This window comes from Peribacillus sp. NPDC096447 (genome assembly GCF_044762725.1).
In the GTDB taxonomy this organism is placed as follows: Bacteria; Bacillota; Bacilli; order Bacillales; family DSM-1321; genus Peribacillus.
The window spans coordinates 103,782-124,709 of the sequence record NZ_JBIWEV010000005.1 but is presented as its reverse complement, the minus strand read 5'-3'; the positions used below and the strand labels follow the sequence as shown (position 1 = coordinate 124,709).

Sequence of the window (20,928 nt, the reverse complement as noted above, 5' to 3'; positions counted from 1 at the left end):
CAATCCATATAAATAGACTGTTTCTAATGGACCCCCAAATAACTCCATCTTTTTCATCCTTTAAATTCGACTTTTCAAAGCCGCTTACTACTTTAAGGACCAAGGAAAAGCGTTTTACCAACAATGATAATAAACGGTTATAACCCCCTCCATTTAATTTACTTACCATTCATGCGAATGACGCATTCAAAAAGTTTCATTTATTTTAAAAGACCATTATTGAAAAAAATTCATAATATCATTGACAGTGTTTACTTAACATATTAAAATTCTTTATATGTTAACTCGTTACACAACTAGGTTTACATTAGGGGGAAGCACGATGAAGGAACGTCATGAGAAGTTAAGAATGATGATGGTTACAGCTTTATTTGCAGCACTTATAGGAATACTTGCCCAAATTACAATTCCACTGCCCATAGTACCGATTACAGGACAGACACTAGCTGTTGGATTGGCCGCTACGATACTGGGTTCACGTTATGGAACCTCTTCCGTTTTATTATACTTGTTCATAGGAGCAGCGGGAGTACCAGTATTCGCTGAAATGTCAGGAGGGCTAGCTAAGATATTCGGTCCGACTGGCGGTTATTTATTATCCTATATCCCGACAGTGTATATAACGGGTTTGATATTGGAAAAAACGCGTTTCTCAGTTGCGATGGCTTTCCTTGCAAATACAATCGGGATGATAGTTACTTTGGTCATCGGTACGGTTTGGTTAAAATATATGAGTTCATTATCTTGGCCAGTGGCATTTGCCAGCGGTTTCGCTCCATTTATAATCGTAGGCGTTTTAAAGGCATTCCTTGCATCTTGGCTTGGCATTACAATCCGTTCAAGGTTAGCGTCGGCTAATATGCTTCCAAAAAAAAATGCACCACTTTCCCAATGATGGGTAAACGAAAGAGAGGGTACCGCTAGTGGTACCCTCTCTTTCGTCTATATTCAAATTCCGGAACACTACATAAAAAAAAGACTCTTAAAAAGAATCTTTTTTACAAGTATTTATTGCGGTCCTATCCCCATAAGTCCGAATATGAATAGCAAATGTATATTATCCCCTTTGCTAACCGTAATCATTTTACTATAGTAACAGTAATTTGACAACTATTGAGGACACAATGAACATGCTACCATTTTATTACATAGGAAAGAATACAGTAACGGATTTTGTTACTTATTATTCACTTGATATTCCTTTTTCGTACCATCATCGAAAACGACCTCTAAATCGAATTCTTGATAGTCATCTTTCAAATTAAAAGCTTTTGTCACTTCTTGAATGACTTCCTCATCTGATGAATCTTTGGTGAATGTCAATTTTTCTAAAATCGGGGTCAATTCTTTCATTGCTTCATCACCGTGAACTTCATGTTTGTTAAGTTTGTCCTCGATCGAAGCTTCTGTTTGAGCTCCCATGGTATCATATTCAGCTTCGTATTCGTTATCATTGCCTGTATAATCCACTTCTAATTGAAAATCCTTATAAGTGAAAGGCAGTTTTTCATTATTATCCGTTCCTGTTTCAGGATTATTTTCCGCTTGATTTTCATTTTCCTGAACCGGCGGGTTTTTCACTTCATCGTTTTCTTCGCCGCATCCAGCCAAAACAAGCATAGCCGCAAACGGGACCGATAATATTTTGATTGATCTTCTCATTAGTTTTTTTCCTCCTTTAGTTTGTATACGTTATTTATTTCCTGATAGGGGGCATTTAAAACCTTAAGAATCTCTCAGATACATCAAATCAACCAAGTGATCATTGTGGAAGGATATAAAACAATACCGCAAAAAAGTGTGTGACAGACCCCCCAAGCACGAATACATGCCAAACCGCGTGATGAAACGGAAAACCGCGCCAAACATAAAAGATGGCTCCAAACGTATAAAGCAATCCCCCTGCAATCAATAACTGGATACCAGCTGAAGGCATCGTTGCTGTAAGTGGTCCCCAAACGATAACGATCATCCACCCCATTGCAATATAGAGAATCGTCGAAAGGAAGAGGAATCTTTTCACATAGAAAGCTTTGAAGACGACGCCAATGATTGCAACTCCCCAAATTATACCTAGCAGTGTCCACCCGAGTGACCCTTGGATCACAAGAAGCATGATGGGCGTGTATGTCCCAGCAATGAATATATATATGGCTGAATGATCAAAGATTTCAAATATATCCTTCGTTTTGCCCTCTGGAAAACTATGCACTAAAGTGGAAGAAACATATAAAAGAAGCATGGAAACACCATAAATGACTGAAATGACTACATGCCAAGGCGATCCTGTTTGGGCTGAGAATATGATTAAAAACACAAGTGCGGCAATACTTAACAAAACGCCAATACCGTGGGTTATCGCATTGACCACTTCTTCTTTTTTTGTATAAACATGTGTATTAGCCATGTTACAGCTCCTTAATTCCGGCTTAATTTTTTTGTATTCACCTAAAGTATACACCAGATCTTCCAAGCAATATAGAAAAGTGAATATTAACTTGATTAATACCCACTAATTAGATTATCATCTAATTAGATGATAATCTAATTAAAAAAGGGGGATAAATGTGCAATTAGAAAAATTGGTCGCTTTCCACAAAACGATTGGTGATGTAACCAGGATTAGGATTATATCCATCCTGGCAAATGGCCCAAAACACGGACAGGCACTTGCAGGAATATTAAAATTGACGGCCCCGACCATTTCACACCATTTAACGAAATTGAAAGACATTAATTTAGTGAAGGATCGCAGGGAAAAAAATACGGTATATTATTTTTTGAATGAAGATGTACTGAAGCATTATTCGTCAGCATTACCTAAAATGGTTTCAACTAAGGGGGATTCTAATAAAATGGATAATCAAAAGCTGAATTTAGAACACAAAAAGATCCTTGAAAACTTCTTTACGCCAGATGGCCGGCTAAAAACAATACCAGCACAAAGGAAAAAGAAAATGATCATCCTTCATCATATTGGCAGCCTTCTGGAAAAGGGACGTAAATATCCAGAAAAAGAACTGAATGAATTCATACAGTCATTCCATGATGATTATGCAACGATAAGGCGTGAACTTATTATCGGAAGCATCATGTACCGTGAAAACAGCATTTATGAGCTGAATCCCCGCGAGATTTGGGCTGACATCGTTTAACGGAAGGATTCTAAAATAAAAACCGGCCTCCCATTTGGAAAGCCGGTTTTTGAGATGCAGTTTATATGGCAAAATGGTGACCGCCGATGATTTTGATTACCTCTAATTGTTTCATCCATTCGCTGTCCGAAATGCTAGGATTCCAAAAATACAATGCATCATTTGTATAGCCATGAATCGCCAATGCTTCATTGACAGCTTTCTTGGCATCATCTCCTGCTGGTTTATTTATACTGCCATCACCAACAGGCGAGAATTGGTTTTTTTGATAGATGACTTCCCTTACCGTATCAGGAAATTCATCGCTATCAAGGCGATTCAAAACAACTCCTGCCACCTCGACCTTACCTCTGTATGGTTCCCCTTTGGCTTCTGCATGTACAAGTCTTGCTAATAATTCTTTATCTTTTTCATTCATTACATGTGGAATAATCAATGTTTTACCGGGCTCGGCAACATTATTTACATTATGATTGACTTCTTTCAACTTACCGATTGGAACACCGTGCTGCTTCGCAATATCCCATATCGATTCACCTTGTTTAATGACATGTTTGGTTGCTCCATCCGAAGCTTTACTGGTCGTTCCCTTAGGAAAAGCTATCCCAAGTATGATGACACTTAGAGTCATTATCACAGTTATTAATACTGATAATTTCATCTTGTAACCTCCTCGTTAAGCATCTTCCTAGGATAACAGACCATATGATAGAAAACAGTGCTAAATTTTTTCCAAGGAAATGAAGGAAAAATTTTCACGGGTCTATTAACTTTGAAATTTTAATGATTCCCATTCTTCCCGTAGCATTCCCATTCTGATTGAATCGTAATAATAACCATCATGATAACGGCATTTTCTCATCCTTCCCTCTACTTGCATGCCCACCTTTTCTCCAACTGCGATCATACGTTCATTACCTGACCATGTCGTCAGACCAACCCGCTCAATCTCCATTTTTTCGAATAAATAGCCTATGAATAACATTAACGCTTCTGTTCCGTAACCGCCGTTCCAATACTGGGGCTCAAAAATCGTAATTCCGATTTCAAGCCAGCGTGAAGGTTCATGTTCCCAGTAATATACAACAGATCCTATTATTTGATCGTTTTTTTCCATTAATAACTCGGAGTAAGCCCCCATTTTCTCATCATAGGTTTTATGCTTCAGTTCTTTATCGATATACGTCGGGAAATCAATGAGTACTAGAGGATAATAAGGTGCATCCCACTTTTTCCATTCTGGATCGGCTTTTCCATATTTCAGGCTCCATAAACGTTTTAAATCGGTTTGTTTAACATTCCTCAATATTACTTTGCTTCCTTCAATCCAAACATCGTCCAATCCGCTTCCCCCCACTTCATCCTTGCTGTACCTTCCACTTTACCGGTCGACACATAATTTTATAAAATATTGCCTTTCTCTGGGACCATCGAATTCACAAAAATATACACCCTGCCATGTACCAAGGATTAAGCTCCCTTTATGGATGATCACCTGCTGTGAAGAACCAACCGTACTTGATTTCAAATGGGCAGCCGTGTTTCCTTCCATATGTAAATCCAATGTATGGTTCCATGGGTATTGCTCATCCAGTCTTCTTAGCATATCCTTTTTGACATCGGGATCAGCATTTTCATTAATCGTGATTCCTGCTGTCGTATGTGGACAATATATAAGAGCTATCCCCTCTTGAATCCCATTTTCATTAATGAAGGTCTGTACTTCTGTCGTAACATCAATCATATCATCCCTTTTCGTCGTTTTTAAGCTGTTTTTCTTCAGCATGTACGTTCACTCCTTCTGTCATTTTATTTCTCCTTTACCCATAAACATTACATTCATGCTTTCATAAACAATTCAAAATTAAAACATAAGAAAATCTTATCAATAGCAATTTAAAAAAATAATCTATTCTTATTGATTTTTTTAAAAAATTGGATATATAAGGAATTTGGAGGAGTGGTAAGATGAGCTTCATTTTTAAGTCAATCGACCATTACCAATTAGCATCTCCAAAAAATACCGAGGACCAATCAAGGAAGTTTTTCACTGAGATATTAATGTTCAAAGAAGTGAATAAGCCTCGATCATTAAGGTCCAATGGCGGGTTATGGTTTGAATCGGGATCGATCAAAATTCATATCGGAACGGAGGATAATTTCATTCCCGCGAGAAAAGCCCATCCAGCACTTGAAGTTGAAAATCTTAATGACTTTAAACAACATCTAATTACTAAGCATATTTCTTTTACAGTAGACGAGAGGTTGCCTCGGGCGAACCTCATATATTTAGCCGATCCCTTCGGCAACCGAATCGAAATTTTGGAATGGATATAATAAAAAGCGGGTCCATTTATCTCGGACCCGCTTTTGTAGTAAATTTATTTTTGTTTCTTTTTCCAGAATCCCAATATTAAAGCGGTAATGAGGGCTCCTATTAAAATCGCCAGCAAATAGCGGAAAGGATGGTTGACTAGAGGGATGACAAATATTCCCCCATGTGGCGCTGGCAAAGTTACATTAAAAGCCATTGACAGGGCTCCTGCCGTCGCTGCCCCAACAACACTGCTGACGATAACGCGCAATGGATCCGCCGCCGCAAAAGGAATGGCACCCTCTGTGATGAATGAAGCACCCATGAAGTAATTAGTGAAACCGGACTTCCTTTCCATTTCACTGAATTTACTTTTAAAGAATGTAGTTGCAAATGCAATTCCCAGGGGAGGAACCATTCCACCAGCCATTACTGCAGCATGCGGACCGAAACTTGATGCCTCAATGGCTGCAATCCCAAAAGTGAATGCTGCTTTATTTAAAGGGCCGCCCATATCCACAGCCATCATACCCCCAAGAATCAAGCCTAGGAATATTGCGTTCGTTCCGGATAAGCCCTGCAGCCAATTGGTCAGGCCCGTGTTAATTGCTGTTACTGGTTCATTTATAAGAAATATCATGATAAACCCTGTAATTAACATTCCGAATACAGGATAGAGTAAAACCGGTTTAATGCCATCGAGTGTTTGCGGTAACTTGGAAAACAATTTTCTTAAAAGTAAGACGACATAACCTGCAAGGAAACCGGCGATCAGTCCGCCAAGAAAACCGGCATTAGCCTGTGCTGCCAATAATCCCCCTACCATACCAGGAGCAAAACCTGGACGGTCGGCAATACTTGAAGCAATGAATCCAGCCAGGACAGGGATAAGTAAGAAGAAGGCACCATTTCCCCCGCCAATATCACTTAATGCTTTGGCAATGGGATTATACTCCGGATTTGCCGGATCGGCTGCCTCGATCCCGAAAAAGAAAGAAAGCGCAATCAGGATTCCGCCCCCGACGACAAAAGGCAGCATATTACTTACGCCATTCATTAAGTGCTTGTAAATCCCCAATCCTCCTTTAGCTGAATCACCTTCATCACTTTTATCATTTCCAGTTCCTTTGTAAACAGGTGCATCCTGATTCACGGCTCTGGTTAACAGCTCCTCGGTCTTCCGGATTCCATGGGCAACAGGGACAATAATGACATGTTTTCCATTAAAACGATCCATTTCCACCTGCTTATCCGCTGCGACGATAATTGCATCCGCCTCATCAATCTCTGCGGCGGTTAAACCATTTTTGATTCCTGTGGAACCATTTGTTTCCACTTTGAAATCGATTCCCATTTCCTTCGCTTTGGCCTTTAACGCATCGGCAGCCATATAAGTATGGGCAATTCCTGTTGGACAAGCTGTAACGGCAAGGATTTTACCTCCTTTATTGTTACCACTGGCACCATTACTTGATTGCTCCTCTTCACTTTCTTCTTCATAAGCCTCCATTTCCTTTTGATTGATTATCTCCAACACTTCCTCACCAGAAGAAGCAGAAATCAAGCGGGATCTGAATTTATCATCCATCAGTAAAGAAGAAAGCCGGGAAAGGGTTTCCAAGTGATCTGCATTCGCTCCTTCACTTGCTGCAATCATAAAGAACAAATGAGCTGGCTGCCCATCAAGCGATTCATAATCCACACCACTGACCGATTTGCCGAAACAGATGGCTGGTATCCTTACAGCATTTGTTTTTGCGTGCGGTATGGCTATCCCTTCACCAATCCCTGTTGTGCTTTGCTCTTCACGTTTTAAGATGGCAGCTTTGAAACCCTCCACATCGTTTAGCCTGCCTGCCTCGGCTAACTTTCCTGATAGTTCATCAATGACTGCTTGCTTTGTAACACTTTGCAAATCTATTATGATTGTATCCAATTTTAACAAGTCTGTAATTTTCATAGAGTCAGCCTCCTGTTAGTTGATTGATGGCAATTTGCGGTAATAACTCTTCAATTTTATCCAGTGTACCGAGATCGGATGAAAAGGCTGTAGCACTTCCTGCGGCAAGACTGAAGCGGAAAGCGGATAAAATATCCCCTGTCCTTTCATATGTCCCGATGAAACCTGCGACCATGGAATCACCGGCACCCACTGAGTTGATGACGTTCCCTTTTGGAACATTTGCGGAATATGACTCTCCACCGGTGCAAAGCACGGCCCCCTGTCCCGCCATTGAAACAATAACATTTTGTGCTCCTGCTTCAACCAATTTAGCGCCATATTCTCTAGCATCATCAACCGTTCTTATTTCGGTGGAAAAAAGCTCACCCAGTTCATGGTGATTGGGCTTTATTAAAAATGGCCGGTGTGGAAGGACATTCAGTAATCCCTTGCCACTCGTATCCACCACCACTTTAATGCCGTTATCGGAACATGACCTTGCCATGGCTTCGTATACATCCGATGGAACGCTTGGTGGGATGCTTCCTGACAAAATGAGGATATCATTATTATTCAACTGTTCAATCTGACTAAATAATTGTTGATAATTCCCTTTTGAAATGACCGGCCCTTGGCTATTAATTTCGGTCTCCAGCCCTGTCTTCAATTTGATGTTTATTCTTGTATCTCCAGCTATCTCTGTAAAGTCCGTGAAAATCTCTTCCTGTCTTAAAAACCTTTTTACAAATTCACCTGTTTGTCCACCGATGAATCCTAACGCTGTCGTACTATTGCCAAGCCTTTTAAGCACTCGGGAAACATTGATCCCTTTCCCTCCAGGGAATTTTGCATCATAACTGGTTCGATTCACCTTGCCCATTTGAAAACTTTCCACCTCGACAAGGTAATCGATGGATGGGTTGAGTGTCACTGTATAAATCATTAAATGGTCACGACCTTTACCTTTGGATTTTTATCGAGTTGAGCAACAGCCTCTTCATCATTGCTGTCAGTAAGGATTATGGCATCGCTTACATCTGCCACCTTAGCGAAAGTAGCTTCATTCAGTTTTGAACTGTCAGCAAGCACATAAGTTTCGTTAGAGAGGCGTAATGCCATCTTCTTCAGTAGAGCTTCTTCCGGGTCGGGCGTTGTGAAACCCAGATCTTGATGGATGCCGTTCATTCCCAAGAAACATTTATCAAAACGGTATTCATTCAAAAACTGTACAGCATTACTTCCTATAACCGCATTTGTCGAAAATTTAATCGTTCCGCCAACTAACACTGTTTTGATTTCCAATTCGATGAGTTTTGGAATATGCATAAGACCATTTGTCAGCACCGTTATATTTTTATCCTTTAAATAAGGAATCATTTCCGCAGTTGTCGTGCCTGCATCAAGATATATACAATCATTTTTCTCTATGAATGAAGCCGCCAGCTTTGCTATAAGTTGTTTTTCAGCTCTTGCTTTGTTTTGCTTTTCCATAGTTGTTGGTTCAAGGCCTTTTCTTTGAAGTAAAGAGGCCCCGCCATGCACGCGTTTCAAGAGCTTCATTTCTTCGAGTTGTACTAAATCTCTCCGAATGGTCGACTCCGAGGCTTGTAGCTGATCTACAAGCTCCTGCAGCTTTACCGTTCCTTGTTCTTTAAGAATCGATAAGATGAACTGGTGCCTTTCAGTTGTCAACAATTCGCCCACCTCACTTTAATATCATCATCATATATGAAAACGAAGGAATAATCAATCACAAACGTTTAAAAATACTCAAATTCATTCAAAAATACCTTCAAAAACATTCAATTTCAATTGAGATAACCTTTCTTGAACCCCATTATCTCTTTTTCTATGAAAATATCCTTTCAGTTCTTCACACAAAAAACCCCCATGTCATGATGACAGGGGGGTTTCTTATTATTTTATTAGCCTTGAAGTAAAAGTTGTTCTGGATCTTCCAGCATATCTTTGATAGCCACTAAGAAACCAACAGCTTCTTTTCCGTCAACGATACGGTGATCATAAGATAATGCAAGGTACATCATTGGTCTGTTTTCGATTTGATCTCCAACAGCGATTGGACGAGTCTTGATTGTATGCATGCCCAAGATCCCAACTTGAGGGGCATTCAAGATCGGTGTTGATAATAGGGAACCGAAAGTCCCTCCATTTGTGATGGTAAATGTACCACCTGATAAATCTGAAAGTCCCAGTTTGTTGTTACGCGCTTTAACAGCTAAATCCGAAATGTTCTTCTCGATTTCAGCAAAGCTTTTGCGGTCAGCATCCCTTACTACCGGAACAACAAGACCTTCATCAGTGGATACAGCTACACCGATATCATAAAAGTTCTTTTTCAGGATATGGTCGCCTTGGATTTCAGCATTCAATAACGGATATTTTTTCAATGCGCCAATGACCGCTTTAGTGAAGAATGACATGAAACCAAGTTTAACGTCATTTGTTTTCACGAAAGAATCCTTATGGCGGTTACGCAATTCCATGACTGCAGAAAGATCGACTTCGTTAAAAGTAGTAAGCATGGCTGCTTCGGATTGTACTTGAACTAGACGTTTGGCAATGGTTTGACGACGGCGTGTCATCTTAACCACTTCAATGCGGTCATCATTCACTTCAACAGGAGCGGCTGCTTGTTTAGCAGGAGCTTGTTTTGGAGCTGCCGCAGGTGCCGCAGGTGCTGCAGGTGCATTACTTGCTGCTTCTACGTCTTGTACACGTACACGACCTAGTGGGTCGGCTACAGGCACTTGAGTCAAGTCAATTCCTTTTTCACGAGCCAATTTCCTTGCAGCTGGTGAAGCAATAACTTGTTGAGTGGATGATGCTTCTTTCGCTTCTGCTTTAGGAGCCTCTTTAGCAGGAGCCGCTTGTTCAGCCTTAGCTGGTTCTGCTTTAGCTTCTTCAACCTTAGGAGCTTCCGCTTTTGGAGCGGCTGCAGCTGATCCATTTTCATCAACGATGGCGATAGCCTGTCCAACTTGGACAGTATCGCCTTCTTCCGCTAAATGTTCCGAAAGTGTACCAGTATAATCTGAAATGATTTCCACGTTCACTTTATCCGTTTCAAGTTCAAGGACATATTCTCCTTTTTCAACGTGATCACCGGGTTGTTTTAACCATTGCGCAATAGATCCTTCAGAAATTGATTCTGCTAATTCAGGTACTTTTACTTCAGCCATTTTATTTCTCCCCCTCATTATTGCGTGTAATTGCTTGAGTCATAATCCGTTGTTGTTCATTTTTATGGACAAGTGGATCTCCCTCAGCCGGGCTTGATCTGCGCTTCCTTCCTATATATGTTACTGAAAGATTGCCAGGAGCCGCTGCATTTAGGCGAGGTTCAACAAATGTCCAAGCACCCATGTTTTTAGGTTCTTCTTGAGCCCAGAAGATTTCTTTAAGATTTGTATATTTTTTAAGGGCTTCTTGAACTCCAGTGAATGGGAATGGATAAATTTCTTCGATACTGATGATTTGCAACCAATCCGTATTTTTTTCAGTTGCCGCTTTTTCACGAAGTTCAACCGCCAATTTACCTGTTGCAAAAACAATGCGTTCAACCGATTTAGGTTTTTTGCCCAAAGCTTTGGTTTCTACGAATGATTCAAATGCGCCTTCACTGAATTCTTCTGTTGTAGAAGCCATCACTTGATTACGAAGCATACTCTTCGGTGTCATGATGACAAGCGGACGTACTTGTTCTTGATCCAAAATCTTAGCTTGTCTTCTAAGGATATGGAAGTATTGAGCTGCCGAACTTAAGTTAGCAACTGTCCAGTTGTTTTCAGCTGCTAATTGAAGGAAGCGTTCCAGTCGTGCACTTGAGTGCTCTGGCCCTTGTCCTTCATAACCGTGTGGAAGCAGCATGACAAGACCTGATTTTTGACCCCATTTAGCACGGCCAGCCGCAATGAATTGGTCAAAGATCACTTGTGCTGTATTAGCGAAGTCACCGAATTGGCCTTCCCATAATACAAGTGTCTCAGGTGCAAAAACATTATAACCATATTCATAAGCCAGAACTGCCGTTTCCGTAAGCGGGCTGTTATGAACAGCGAATGAAGCTTTGGCAGTTTCAAGTGTGTGAAGTGGTGAATATGTTTTTCCATTAACACTATCATGTAACATGATATTACGTTGTGCGAATGTTCCACGCTCTGAATCTTGTCCTGTCAAACGGATTGGCGTGCCGTCACTTAAAATCGAAGCAAAAGCCAATGTCTCGGCATGTGCCCAATCGATTTTTCCTTCAGGACCAAAGGAATCCAAGCGACGTGATAAAATCTTTCCTAATTTTTTATTAGGGGTGAATCCTTCCGGCCACTTAACAAGCTCTTCGTTAATTGTAACAAGTTCTTGTTTCGGAACTGCCGTTTCAATGGCTGGAAGTCCTTTTTCAATAATCCCAGGAGGATTACACTCTTTGGAAGCTTCCGGTTTATTTCCGGAAATTTTCGCATATGCATCTGCAAGCCTTGTATCCACTTGCTCAGCAATCGCTTTAACTTCAGCTTCAGTGAACTCGCCGGATTCAATAAGTTTTTTCCCATAAAGCTCTTTAACGGTTGGATGCTTATGGATTAATGCATACATTTCAGGTTGAGTCACCAATGGCTCATCCATTTCGTTATGGCCGAAACGTCTGTAACCGATCAGGTCGATCAAGAAATCCTTGTTGTATTTTTCACGATATAGGTTAGCAAGGTTCACAGCAGCCATACATGCTTCTGGATCATCTGCATTTACATGCACGATCGGCACTTCAAAGCCTTTTGCCAAATCACTAGCATATAAGGTTGAACGTGAATCTTCACTTTCCGTTGTAAAACCGATCATGTTATTGGCGATGATATGGATGGCGCCGCCAACTTGATAACCGCGTAAACGGCTTAAGTTAAACGTTTCAGGTACAATTCCTTCACCTGGGAATGCAGCATCACCATGAATCAGGATTGCAAGGGATTTGGAAATGTCTTGCACCGGGAATCCTTTTTCTGTACGGTCTTCTTGAGCCGCACGAGAATACCCTTCCACGATTGGACCGACTACTTCCAAGTGACTTGGGTTATTGGCAAGTGTAATCCTTGCTTTTTGTATATTAGCTTTAGTAATCTGTTTATCCAGACCCAAATGATATTTAACATCACCTGTCCATCCATTGTTAATGCCTGTCGAACCTTCGGAAGGAACCAAATCTTTATTCGGTGAATGTTGGAATTCAGAGAAAATGACCTCATACGGCTTTCCTAATACATGTGCAAGCACATTCAAACGTCCTCGGTGAGCCATGGCGATATTCACATTACCCGTTCCGTTTTGGACAGTTTGTGAAATCATTTCATCTAAAATCGGAACCAAAGCATCCAGTCCTTCAATAGAGAAACGTTTTTGCCCTACATATGTGCGGTGAAGGAATTTCTCGAAACCTTCTACTTCATTCAATCGTTTAAGTAATAATTCTCTTTTCTCTTTTCCCACTTCCGGGAACATGTTTCCGGATTCGACCATATCAGTAAGCCATTGCTTTTCATCCAAGTCATTAACATGATGAAATTCAAAGGCTATCGTTTTTGTATAGAGTTGTTTTAGGTATTGTACGGCTTCGTATCCGTCTTTCACGTCTTCAGGTGATTCCGGACAAATTAAGTCAGCCGGTATTTTCCTTAAATCATCTGCAGTCAAGCCGTATTTTTCAAAGTGAATTTGTTCAGTGTCCAGAGCTTCTTCTTTTAAAGGATAAATATTTGCAGCAAGATGCCCGTATGCACGGATATTTTCAGCTAAATTAACTGCAGACATAATTTTCTTCATTGGAAGAACTTCTCCAGTTTGTACAGTTGATGCACTTACAGTCGTTGTTTCTGCCGATACATCGAATGAAGGAGGACCTGCTACTTCAAAAAAGTTTTTCAGTTCCGGATCCACTTCTTCCGGGTTGGCTAGAAATAAATCGTATTGCTCCATGACATACCCAAGGTTTGGACCCGAAAAAGCTTTCCATTGGTCTAATACCTTAGAATCATTGATGGTCATTTTGTAAACCCCCAAATTTTTCTCATAATTTTTTTCATTACGTTTTATCCATCCCCAAATTTCTTTCTTCTAAATTTTCCCCAAATATATGATATATATAAGATATATAATAAATAACTTTGGTTATTGAATAATAAAATTTTAAAGGATAAAACGTTTTCAGATGTTATATTAACATGTTTTTGTCGAAATATCCAAAGGTTAAACCACTTTATACAACCTTTTTTCAACTATATTTCTGCTTAATTCGTCAAAAATCGCTTTTAACTGTCTTTTTTGCTCATTTAAGTCTTTTTTTCGCTAAAAAAAGATTTTTGTATTTTTGTATAATGATTATTTTTCAGGTAAATTTAACTAGTTTGAAAACCCTTTCACCTCACTCAAACTTCCAAGCTGTTAAACTCAGATTGCCATATTGAAAGCTCCTGTGCAGAAGAGCCGCTTTTTTGTTGTCATCCCCTAAGCCCATTGCGATGACCAATGGAATGAAATGCTCTTTGGAAGGCACAGCCTCTGTACTGTAAGGCGCGATTTTTTCATGATTGAACAAAGATTGCAAATCCCATTTCATGATTTTCTCTTCGATCCAGTTTTCAAATTCGATTGCCCATCCTTCTGCAACAGTCATATCTTTCTGAATATGGGTGAAATTATGGACAATTCCACCACTTCCTATGATCAGGACATTACTTTCCTTTAATTCACTCAACGCTTTCCCAATTTCATACTGCTTGTCCAATGGCAGCGAAGGACTAATGGACATAGATACGGTCGGGATATCAGCTTCGGGATACATGATATGCAAAAGCCCCCATGCCCCATGATCCAGGGGGCGCCTTTCATCAAGTTCCCCCAATACACCTATCCTGGACAATAAGGTTAAAATTCGATCTGAAAGTTCAAGGCATCCCCTGGCAGGATAAGTAATCTGAAATATTTCTTCAGGATATCCTGCAAAATCATAAATGACTTCATGCTTCCCCACTGCAGAAATCATTTGATCTTCATTTGCCCAATGTGCTGACAAAATAACGATGGCAGCAGGTTTCTTCATAGTTTGCATATACTCCTTCAAAAAAGAGGTGTAGCTATTCTTTTCCAAAGCTAATAGTGGTGTTCCATGTGATAAAAACAATGATGGCATCATAGAAACGATAAATCCTTTCGAAATGTAATCTCTATACCCTATACCTTAATTTACTATAGTTAAACAATGTGTTCATCAATTAAATTGCATTTTTGGGGTTGTCTCATCAATAGTATCAAAGGTATACCCTTCTTTTTTTAAGGATTCAATTATATCAGGCAATGCTTTCACTGTATTTTTCATACTATTGATATCATGCAATAAGATATTAACATGCTTTTGATTTTTCGTCCCTTTTTGTACAGCAGTAATGATTTGTCGTTCACTTATTGACGGACTGAAGCCATCTGTCGAGTCAATGGACCAATCAAAGTATATATACCCTTTTTCATTTAGTTGTTGAAGGATTCCATTGATGATGGGTTTAGTGGCTGCCTGATGCCGCAGACGATTATTCGAGCCGCCAGGAAGGCGCACAATTCGGCTTTTTATCCCATACTCCTTTTGCAGCATGGTTTCAAGCCTATTCAAGTCTTGAAAGAAACCCTCAGTCGATCGATAAATGATGGAATAATCATGTGTATATGAATGAAGGGCAATCGAATGACCGCGGGAAATCATCTCCTGATAGCATCCCTTTGCGTATGGCTCTTCGTTGCCTTTAACGAAAAATGTGGCTTTAACATGATAGCGGTCCAAAATATCCAATATATCCATTGTATTCAAAGATGGTCCGTCATCGAATGTCAAATAGGCGATTTTCTGTTTTTCCTTACTTTTTAGGAGCGGTGTCATCTCTTCAGGAACCATTGCATGCACTTGAATGTTTTGCACAGCCACAAGAAACAAAATAAAAATGAAAGAACCCGCCATGGAAAGAAATAATTTAAGCTTCCTCTTCATAGGTGTTGCATCCCCTTCCTTTTGACCATTAAGATGTACCAATATAGGGGTTTCATGCGCAACAAGGCAGCGGTAAAAAATACCGCTGCCTTATAATATGAATTATCGATCGACATTAAAGTAACGAGCTTCAGGATGTGCAAAAACAATGGCGGAAACGGAAGCCTCTGGTTCCATCATGCATCCTTCAGTCAATTCCACGCCAATATCTTGTGGTTGTAACAGGCGGAATAGCTTCTCCTGGTCTTCCAGATTAGGACAAGCAGGATAACCAAAAGAAAACCTTTGTCCGGTGTACTTAGCGGCAAATCGCTCTTTCATGGACATTTCAATCGGATCGCTTATGCCTAAATCATCCCGCATTAATTGATGAATCCTTTCCGCGAACCCTTCAGCTGTTTCGAGAGCAAGTGATTGAAGGGCGTGATTTTTCAAGAAATCACCTTCAAGCTTAAGTTTTTCTGCCCATTTTCTGATTCCTTTTCCGGCAGTGACCAGGAAGAAACCAACATAATCCATTTGCCCGGAGGAGACCGGTTTCGCGAAGTCCGCTAAACAAAGATGCGGATTCGTATCTTGCCTTGGGAAGTCAAAAGTTTCCAAAACCTCCTGATGATTGTCCGGGTTGTATACCAATAGCTTATCTCCTTCGCTTTGAGCAGGGAAAAATTGATAAACTGCATGCAAGCCATAATCCGGTTCCGTCTTAAGGAATTCAATCAATTCATCAACGAGATCATTGAGCTGCACCGCTTTTTCATTCCCTTGCTTAAGCAATTCGGACACTTTACCTTTTAACCCCAAATGATGACCAATCAGCATTTGCCTATTAATATATGGCTGTATGACATCCAATGGATAGTTTTTCAGGACGTGACGCTTGATGTCACGCGGTATTTGAACAGGAACATCGCTTAAAGGGGCAGCTGTGGACTGCTTACGGACAGGCTTTTCCAGCGTGGCGGCAATGGCCGCATTCGCTTTCGACCTTTCTCTTTTCTCGACTAACTCTTCCAAGTACACCACTTTTTTGTCAGAGTCATGTAAAATATTCGTTACAGCCAAACCATCCATAGCATCTTTGGAATATAAAACCGGTCCTTCATATTCAGGTGATATTTTAAAATCGGTAAATTTACGTGATAATGCTGCCCCTCCCACTAATATTGGGGTATCTATTCCCGCTTGCCTTAAATCCTGAGCGGTTAAAACCATTTGCTGTGCAGATTTGACAAGTAACCCAGATAGGCCAATGATGGTTGGCTCATGTTTTCGAACCTCTTCAATGATTTGTTGCGGTGCCACCTTGATCCCTAAATCAATGACTTCATAGCCATTATTGGATAGGATGATATCCACTAGGTTTTTCCCGATATCATGCACATCTCCCTTGACAGTCGCCAAAAGGATTTTCCCTTTCTTAGCGCTATCTTCAGAGTTTTCCATAAGTGGTTCAAGGTGAGATACAGCCGCCTTCATCGCTTCAGCACTTTGAAGTACCTCTGCGACAATAAGTTGGTTGTCATTAAACAACCGCCCCACCTCACTCATGCCATCCATCAATGGTCCATTGATGATTTCCAATGGGGTATCACCGCGCTCAATCGCTTCATTTAAATCATCAACCAATCCTTCTTTCGTTCCTTCGATAATATAGTTACCTAGACGTTCGTCCAATGGCAGGATCACACCATTATCCTTCTTCTCCGCTTTTTTTCCACGATAAAATTCGGTAAAAATCGCTAAAGTTTCAGTTGAAGTCTCAAACAGGAGTGCCTCTGCCAGTTTCACTTCCTCTTCCGGAATCAGTGCGAAACGTTCAAGTTTTTCTGTATTCACGATGGCATAATCGAGTCCCGCTTTTGTACAATGGTAAAGGAAAACTGCATTTAATATTTCCCTTCCCCTCGCTGGCAGACCGAAAGAAACGTTGGAAATGCCAAGTATCGTTAGGCATTCTGGAAACTTTTCTTTAATCGCCTTTATTCCATTCACCGTCTCTAAAGCAGATCCGATATATTGTTCATCTCCTGTGCCTACAGGAAATACAAGCGGATCAAAGATGATGTCACTTTTGTTTAGACCGTACTTATTGACGAGCAGATCCACAGACCGTGTTGCCACTTCCAATTTCCGTTCAGCATCGACGGCCATCCCGATTTCATCAATGGTTCCTACGACAACGGCAGCACCATATTGATGGACTAAGGGTATTATTTTTTCAAAACGCTCTTCACCATCTTCAAGGTTTATGGAATTAATGATCGATTTTCCTTGTGAATGTTTTAATGCTTGTTCAAGTACAACTTCATCCGTAGTATCGATGACCAATGGGACTTTCACTTTTTTGACGACCTCTTCTACGAATTCCTTCATATCGCCAAGCTCATCCCCATCAGGATCAGCAAGACAAATATCAATGACATGGGCGCCTTTTTTCACCTGGTTACGTGCAATTTCGGCTGCTGGCTCGTAATGCTTGCCGCGTATCAGCTCCTTGAATTTTCGGGAACCGATAACATTCGTCCTTTCACCTACGAATAAAGGACGCATTGAATCATCATAAATGAGCGGTTCTATGCCTGATACGGCATGGCCATGGGCAGTTTCCGTAATTGTACGGGGCTTCATGCCTTCGAGGACCCTGGAAAGTTCTTTAATATGCTCTGGTGTCGTACCACAACATCCGCCAATGATATTGACCCATCCCTTTTCGGCAAATTGCTTCATTTTCTCTGCCAGGGAAGTAGGTGACTCATGATAGTGGCCTTCTTCATCAGGGAGCCCGGCATTCGGATAACAACTGATGGCGCTATTCGATATATCGGCAAGTGTCCTGATATGGTCTATCATGAATTCCGGCCCTGTTGCACAATTAAGGCCGACTGCTACTGGTTTCATATGTTCAACCGATAAATAAAAAGCTTCTATGGACTGGCCGGCAAGTGTCGTGCCCATCGGTTCGATTGTTCCTGATATGATGACAGGCACATCTTTTCCTGTTTTTTCAAATGCTGCTTTGATTCCAGAAAAGGCAGCCTTGACATTAAGCATATCCTGACAGGTTTCCACCAACAGCAAGTCTACACCGCCATCCAAGAGACCCAGTGCCTGTTCTTCATAAGAATCGGTTAAAATATCAAAAGTCGTTCCGCCCGTAACGGAAAGCGTTTTTGTAGTGGGGCCCATCGATCCAGCTACATACCTTGGCCATTCCTCATTGGAATACTTTTCACAAGCTTTAACGGCAAGCTCGGCTGAAATTTTATTTAGCTTGTAGGCGATCGTGCTTATTTGGTATTCCTCAAGAACGATGCTGGTCGCTCCAAAGGTATTTGTTTCAATGATATCTGCGCCCGCTGCTAAATATTTTTCATGAATGGATTGGATGATTTCCGGTTGCGTCAGTGATAAATATTCATTGCAGCCCTCGAATTGTTCCCCGCCAAAATCGTCTGCTGTCAAATTCTCCGCTTGAAGCATGGTTCCCATCGCCCCATCAAGTAGGAGAATCTTAGAATTTAACTGATCTTGAATCGCTTTTTTATTCATGTACTGCCACCTCTGATGTCTGTTTACTATCGACTTTTCTAATATATTTCGTAAGTTCCGCGGTCATTTCATAGCGAAGGAACGGAGTGATTAAATATATGCCCTTGAATTTTTCCCTTGCCGCGTCCACCAGTTCCCGCGCGATATTAACCCCTTCCATCCTTGACTTTACAGGGTCATCCCCCGCTAAAGCCATAGCCCTTCTTACGTTATCAGGCAATTTGATGCCTGGGATCTCATTATGGATGAATTCTGCGTTCCGGGTGCTTGTCAAGGGCATGATACCGATGAAAATCGGGGTTTCTAAATGTTTTGTAGCTTCATGTACTTCTTCGATTTGCTCCACCGAATAAATTGGCTGTGTCAAAAATGATTGAGCACCGCAGGAAATCTTCTTTTCCATTCTCAGTACGGCTTTATCCAGATATTTCACATTGGGATTAAACGCTGCCGCAATTTTAAAATTCGCCCGTTGACCCAAACTTTGACCGGAATAGGAAAGGCCTTCATTAAATTGTTTGACCATGCTTATAAGGTCAAAGGAAGATAAATCATAAACCGAGGTGGCACCCGGGAAGTCCCCTATTTTTGAAGGATCTCCGGTGATGATCAATAATTCATTCAGCCCCACCGTCTGCAGTCCCATTAAATGTGACTGCAGGCCAATCAAATTTCGATCACGGCATGTTATATGCACCATCGGATTAATATTCAATTGGTTCTTCAGTAAATTAGCCAGTGCATCATTCGATATCCTTGGTGAGGCAAGTGAATTATCCGCTAATGTAATGGAATCGACCCCTGCTTTTTTCAAAACCTCAGCACCGGTCATGAAACTCTCTATTCCCAGCTTTTTCGGTGGATCAAGTTCAACTAGGATCGTCCTTTCCGTCTTGGCCTTTTCGTACAATGGAAGTTCCAATTCTCTTTCGTTCACTTCAATTATTTCTATTTCACGGGATTTCGTAACTTTCTCTTTTACAGGAGCAAAACTTCCAATCGCATTCTTTACAGCTTGAATATGCAGTGGCGTCGTTCCGCAGCACCCGCCTATAATAGCGGCACCTTGCTCACGAAGTTCCAGGGCACTTGAACCGAAATATTCAGGCACGGCTTTATAGACGAGCCTTCCATCCACATAATCCGGAAGGCTGGCATTAGGGTATATGGCAATCGATGCTTGCTTTGGCAAACTCACTTCTTCCAAGGCCCGGATCATATGATGTGGACCAAGACGGCAATTCACCCCAACAACATCGGCACCCAATTGCTCGAGTTTTTGAAAGGCTTCATTTAAATGGATTCCATTTTGGAGATTACCCAGTTCATGCATCGAAACATTTGCGATGATCGGCAGTCCAGTTTCATTTTTAACGATTTGCAGGACGGTTTCCAGTTCCTCCAGGTCATAAAATGTTTCCAAGAGAATTCCATCAGGGTTTTCCATCAACAGACTGTATAGCTGTTCACGAAAACCCCGTTTAATCTCTTCCATGCTTAAATCCGATTTCCTGATACTCCGCTGTGCCCCTATGGTACCGAAGACATACGCCTTTCCTTTTGCCGCTTTTTTAGCAAGAATGACTCCCTGGCGGTTGATTCTGCTAACTTCATCTTCAAGTCCATACCGTTTCAATTTGTTGAAATTGGCTCCGTATGTATTCGATTGAAGAATATCTGCACCAGCCTCCAGATAGGCACGGTGGATGGACTCTATTTGATCAGGATTCGTGCAGTTTAATTCCTCATAACATTGATCGATGCCATTTGAGTATAATAAGGTCCCCATTGCCCCTTCCCCAACCAGCATTCTTTCTTTCACTTCTTTACGAAAATTCATCATTACACCCTCTCTCAAAAACAGTCCTGTTTTTGTCGTATTTTATGAGTATGAGAGAAAAGGAAAAAAAAACCTTCTCAA

General features: G+C 41.0%; 17 protein-coding genes. 3 read left to right on the top strand and 14 right to left on the bottom strand.

What is annotated here, in order from left to right:
- Positions 1-322: 322 nt before the first annotated feature.
- Complete coding sequence (locus ACIQZD_RS17910; protein ID WP_230175713.1) at positions 323-895, top strand: biotin transporter BioY; 573 nt, start codon at positions 323-325, stop codon at positions 893-895.
- A gap of 281 nt (positions 896-1,176) precedes the next feature.
- Here ACIQZD_RS17910 and ACIQZD_RS17905 read toward each other — a convergent pair whose 3' ends face one another.
- Complete coding sequence (locus ACIQZD_RS17905; RefSeq protein WP_350299107.1) at positions 1,177-1,662, bottom strand: YusW family protein; 486 nt, start codon at positions 1,660-1,662, stop codon at positions 1,177-1,179.
- A gap of 100 nt (positions 1,663-1,762) precedes the next feature.
- Positions 1,763-2,407: a PAQR family membrane homeostasis protein TrhA gene (trhA, locus tag ACIQZD_RS17900; RefSeq protein ID WP_402905045.1), complete on the bottom strand. Its 645-nt coding sequence runs from the start codon at positions 2,405-2,407 to the stop codon at positions 1,763-1,765.
- A gap of 160 nt (positions 2,408-2,567) precedes the next feature.
- Between trhA and ACIQZD_RS17895 the strand changes: the two genes are divergently transcribed.
- On the top strand, positions 2,568-3,155 hold the full coding sequence (locus ACIQZD_RS17895; protein WP_402905043.1) for a DUF2087 domain-containing protein: 588 nt from the start codon (positions 2,568-2,570) through the stop codon (positions 3,153-3,155).
- A 61-nt stretch (positions 3,156-3,216) separates the two neighbouring features.
- Here ACIQZD_RS17895 and ACIQZD_RS17890 read toward each other — a convergent pair whose 3' ends face one another.
- The 3 genes from ACIQZD_RS17890 to ACIQZD_RS17880 form a co-directional block, all read right to left on the bottom strand.
- Positions 3,217-3,816, bottom strand: a complete 600-nt coding sequence (locus ACIQZD_RS17890; protein WP_402905041.1) for a cell wall hydrolase — start codon at positions 3,814-3,816, stop codon at positions 3,217-3,219.
- Positions 3,817-3,921: 105 nt separating this feature from the next.
- Entirely contained in the window at positions 3,922-4,497 is a 576-nt protein-coding gene (locus ACIQZD_RS17885) for a GNAT family N-acetyltransferase (RefSeq protein ID WP_402905039.1), read from the bottom strand.
- Between the two features lie 39 nt (positions 4,498-4,536).
- Positions 4,537-4,941 (bottom strand): secondary thiamine-phosphate synthase enzyme YjbQ, encoded by a 405-nt coding sequence (locus tag ACIQZD_RS17880; protein WP_402905036.1) that lies wholly within the window; start codon positions 4,939-4,941, stop codon positions 4,537-4,539.
- A 182-nt stretch (positions 4,942-5,123) separates the two neighbouring features.
- Between ACIQZD_RS17880 and ACIQZD_RS17875 the strand changes: the two genes are divergently transcribed.
- A complete protein-coding gene (locus ACIQZD_RS17875) occupies positions 5,124-5,492 on the top strand; it encodes a VOC family protein (RefSeq protein ID WP_402905034.1) in 369 nt (122 codons plus the stop codon).
- Between the two features lie 44 nt (positions 5,493-5,536).
- Here the strand turns inward: ACIQZD_RS17875 and ACIQZD_RS17870 are convergent, their stop codons facing one another.
- From ACIQZD_RS17870 to ACIQZD_RS17830, 9 genes are all read right to left on the bottom strand, one after another.
- Positions 5,537-7,429 (bottom strand): PTS fructose transporter subunit IIABC, encoded by a 1,893-nt coding sequence (locus ACIQZD_RS17870; RefSeq protein ID WP_402905032.1) that lies wholly within the window; start codon positions 7,427-7,429, stop codon positions 5,537-5,539.
- A gap of 4 nt (positions 7,430-7,433) precedes the next feature.
- On the bottom strand, positions 7,434-8,354 hold the full coding sequence (pfkB, locus tag ACIQZD_RS17865) for a 1-phosphofructokinase (RefSeq protein ID WP_402905030.1): 921 nt from the start codon (positions 8,352-8,354) through the stop codon (positions 7,434-7,436).
- On the bottom strand, positions 8,354-9,106 hold the full coding sequence (locus ACIQZD_RS17860) for a DeoR/GlpR family DNA-binding transcription regulator (protein ID WP_402905028.1): 753 nt from the start codon (positions 9,104-9,106) through the stop codon (positions 8,354-8,356). The genes pfkB and ACIQZD_RS17860 overlap by 1 nt, the downstream gene beginning before the upstream one ends.
- 230 nt (positions 9,107-9,336) lie before the next feature.
- Positions 9,337-10,611, bottom strand: a complete 1,275-nt coding sequence (gene odhB, locus ACIQZD_RS17855; protein WP_402905026.1) for a 2-oxoglutarate dehydrogenase complex dihydrolipoyllysine-residue succinyltransferase — start codon at positions 10,609-10,611, stop codon at positions 9,337-9,339.
- A gap of 1 nt (position 10,612) precedes the next feature.
- Positions 10,613-13,465, bottom strand: a complete 2,853-nt coding sequence (locus ACIQZD_RS17850; protein WP_402905024.1) for a 2-oxoglutarate dehydrogenase E1 component — start codon at positions 13,463-13,465, stop codon at positions 10,613-10,615.
- Positions 13,466-13,841: 376 nt separating this feature from the next.
- Positions 13,842-14,609: a dioxygenase family protein gene (locus ACIQZD_RS17845; protein WP_402905612.1), complete on the bottom strand. Its 768-nt coding sequence runs from the start codon at positions 14,607-14,609 to the stop codon at positions 13,842-13,844.
- A 78-nt stretch (positions 14,610-14,687) separates the two neighbouring features.
- Positions 14,688-15,455 carry a polysaccharide deacetylase family protein gene (locus tag ACIQZD_RS17840; protein WP_402905022.1) on the bottom strand — a complete coding sequence of 256 codons (768 nt, stop codon included), beginning with the start codon at positions 15,453-15,455 and terminating at the stop codon, positions 14,688-14,690.
- 102 nt (positions 15,456-15,557) lie between these two features.
- A complete protein-coding gene (metH, locus tag ACIQZD_RS17835) occupies positions 15,558-19,007 on the bottom strand; it encodes a methionine synthase (protein WP_402905020.1) in 3,450 nt (1,149 codons plus the stop codon).
- A complete protein-coding gene (locus tag ACIQZD_RS17830) occupies positions 19,000-20,847 on the bottom strand; it encodes a bifunctional homocysteine S-methyltransferase/methylenetetrahydrofolate reductase (protein ID WP_402905611.1) in 1,848 nt (615 codons plus the stop codon). The genes metH and ACIQZD_RS17830 overlap by 8 nt, the downstream gene beginning before the upstream one ends.
- Positions 20,848-20,928 lie beyond the last annotated feature (81 nt).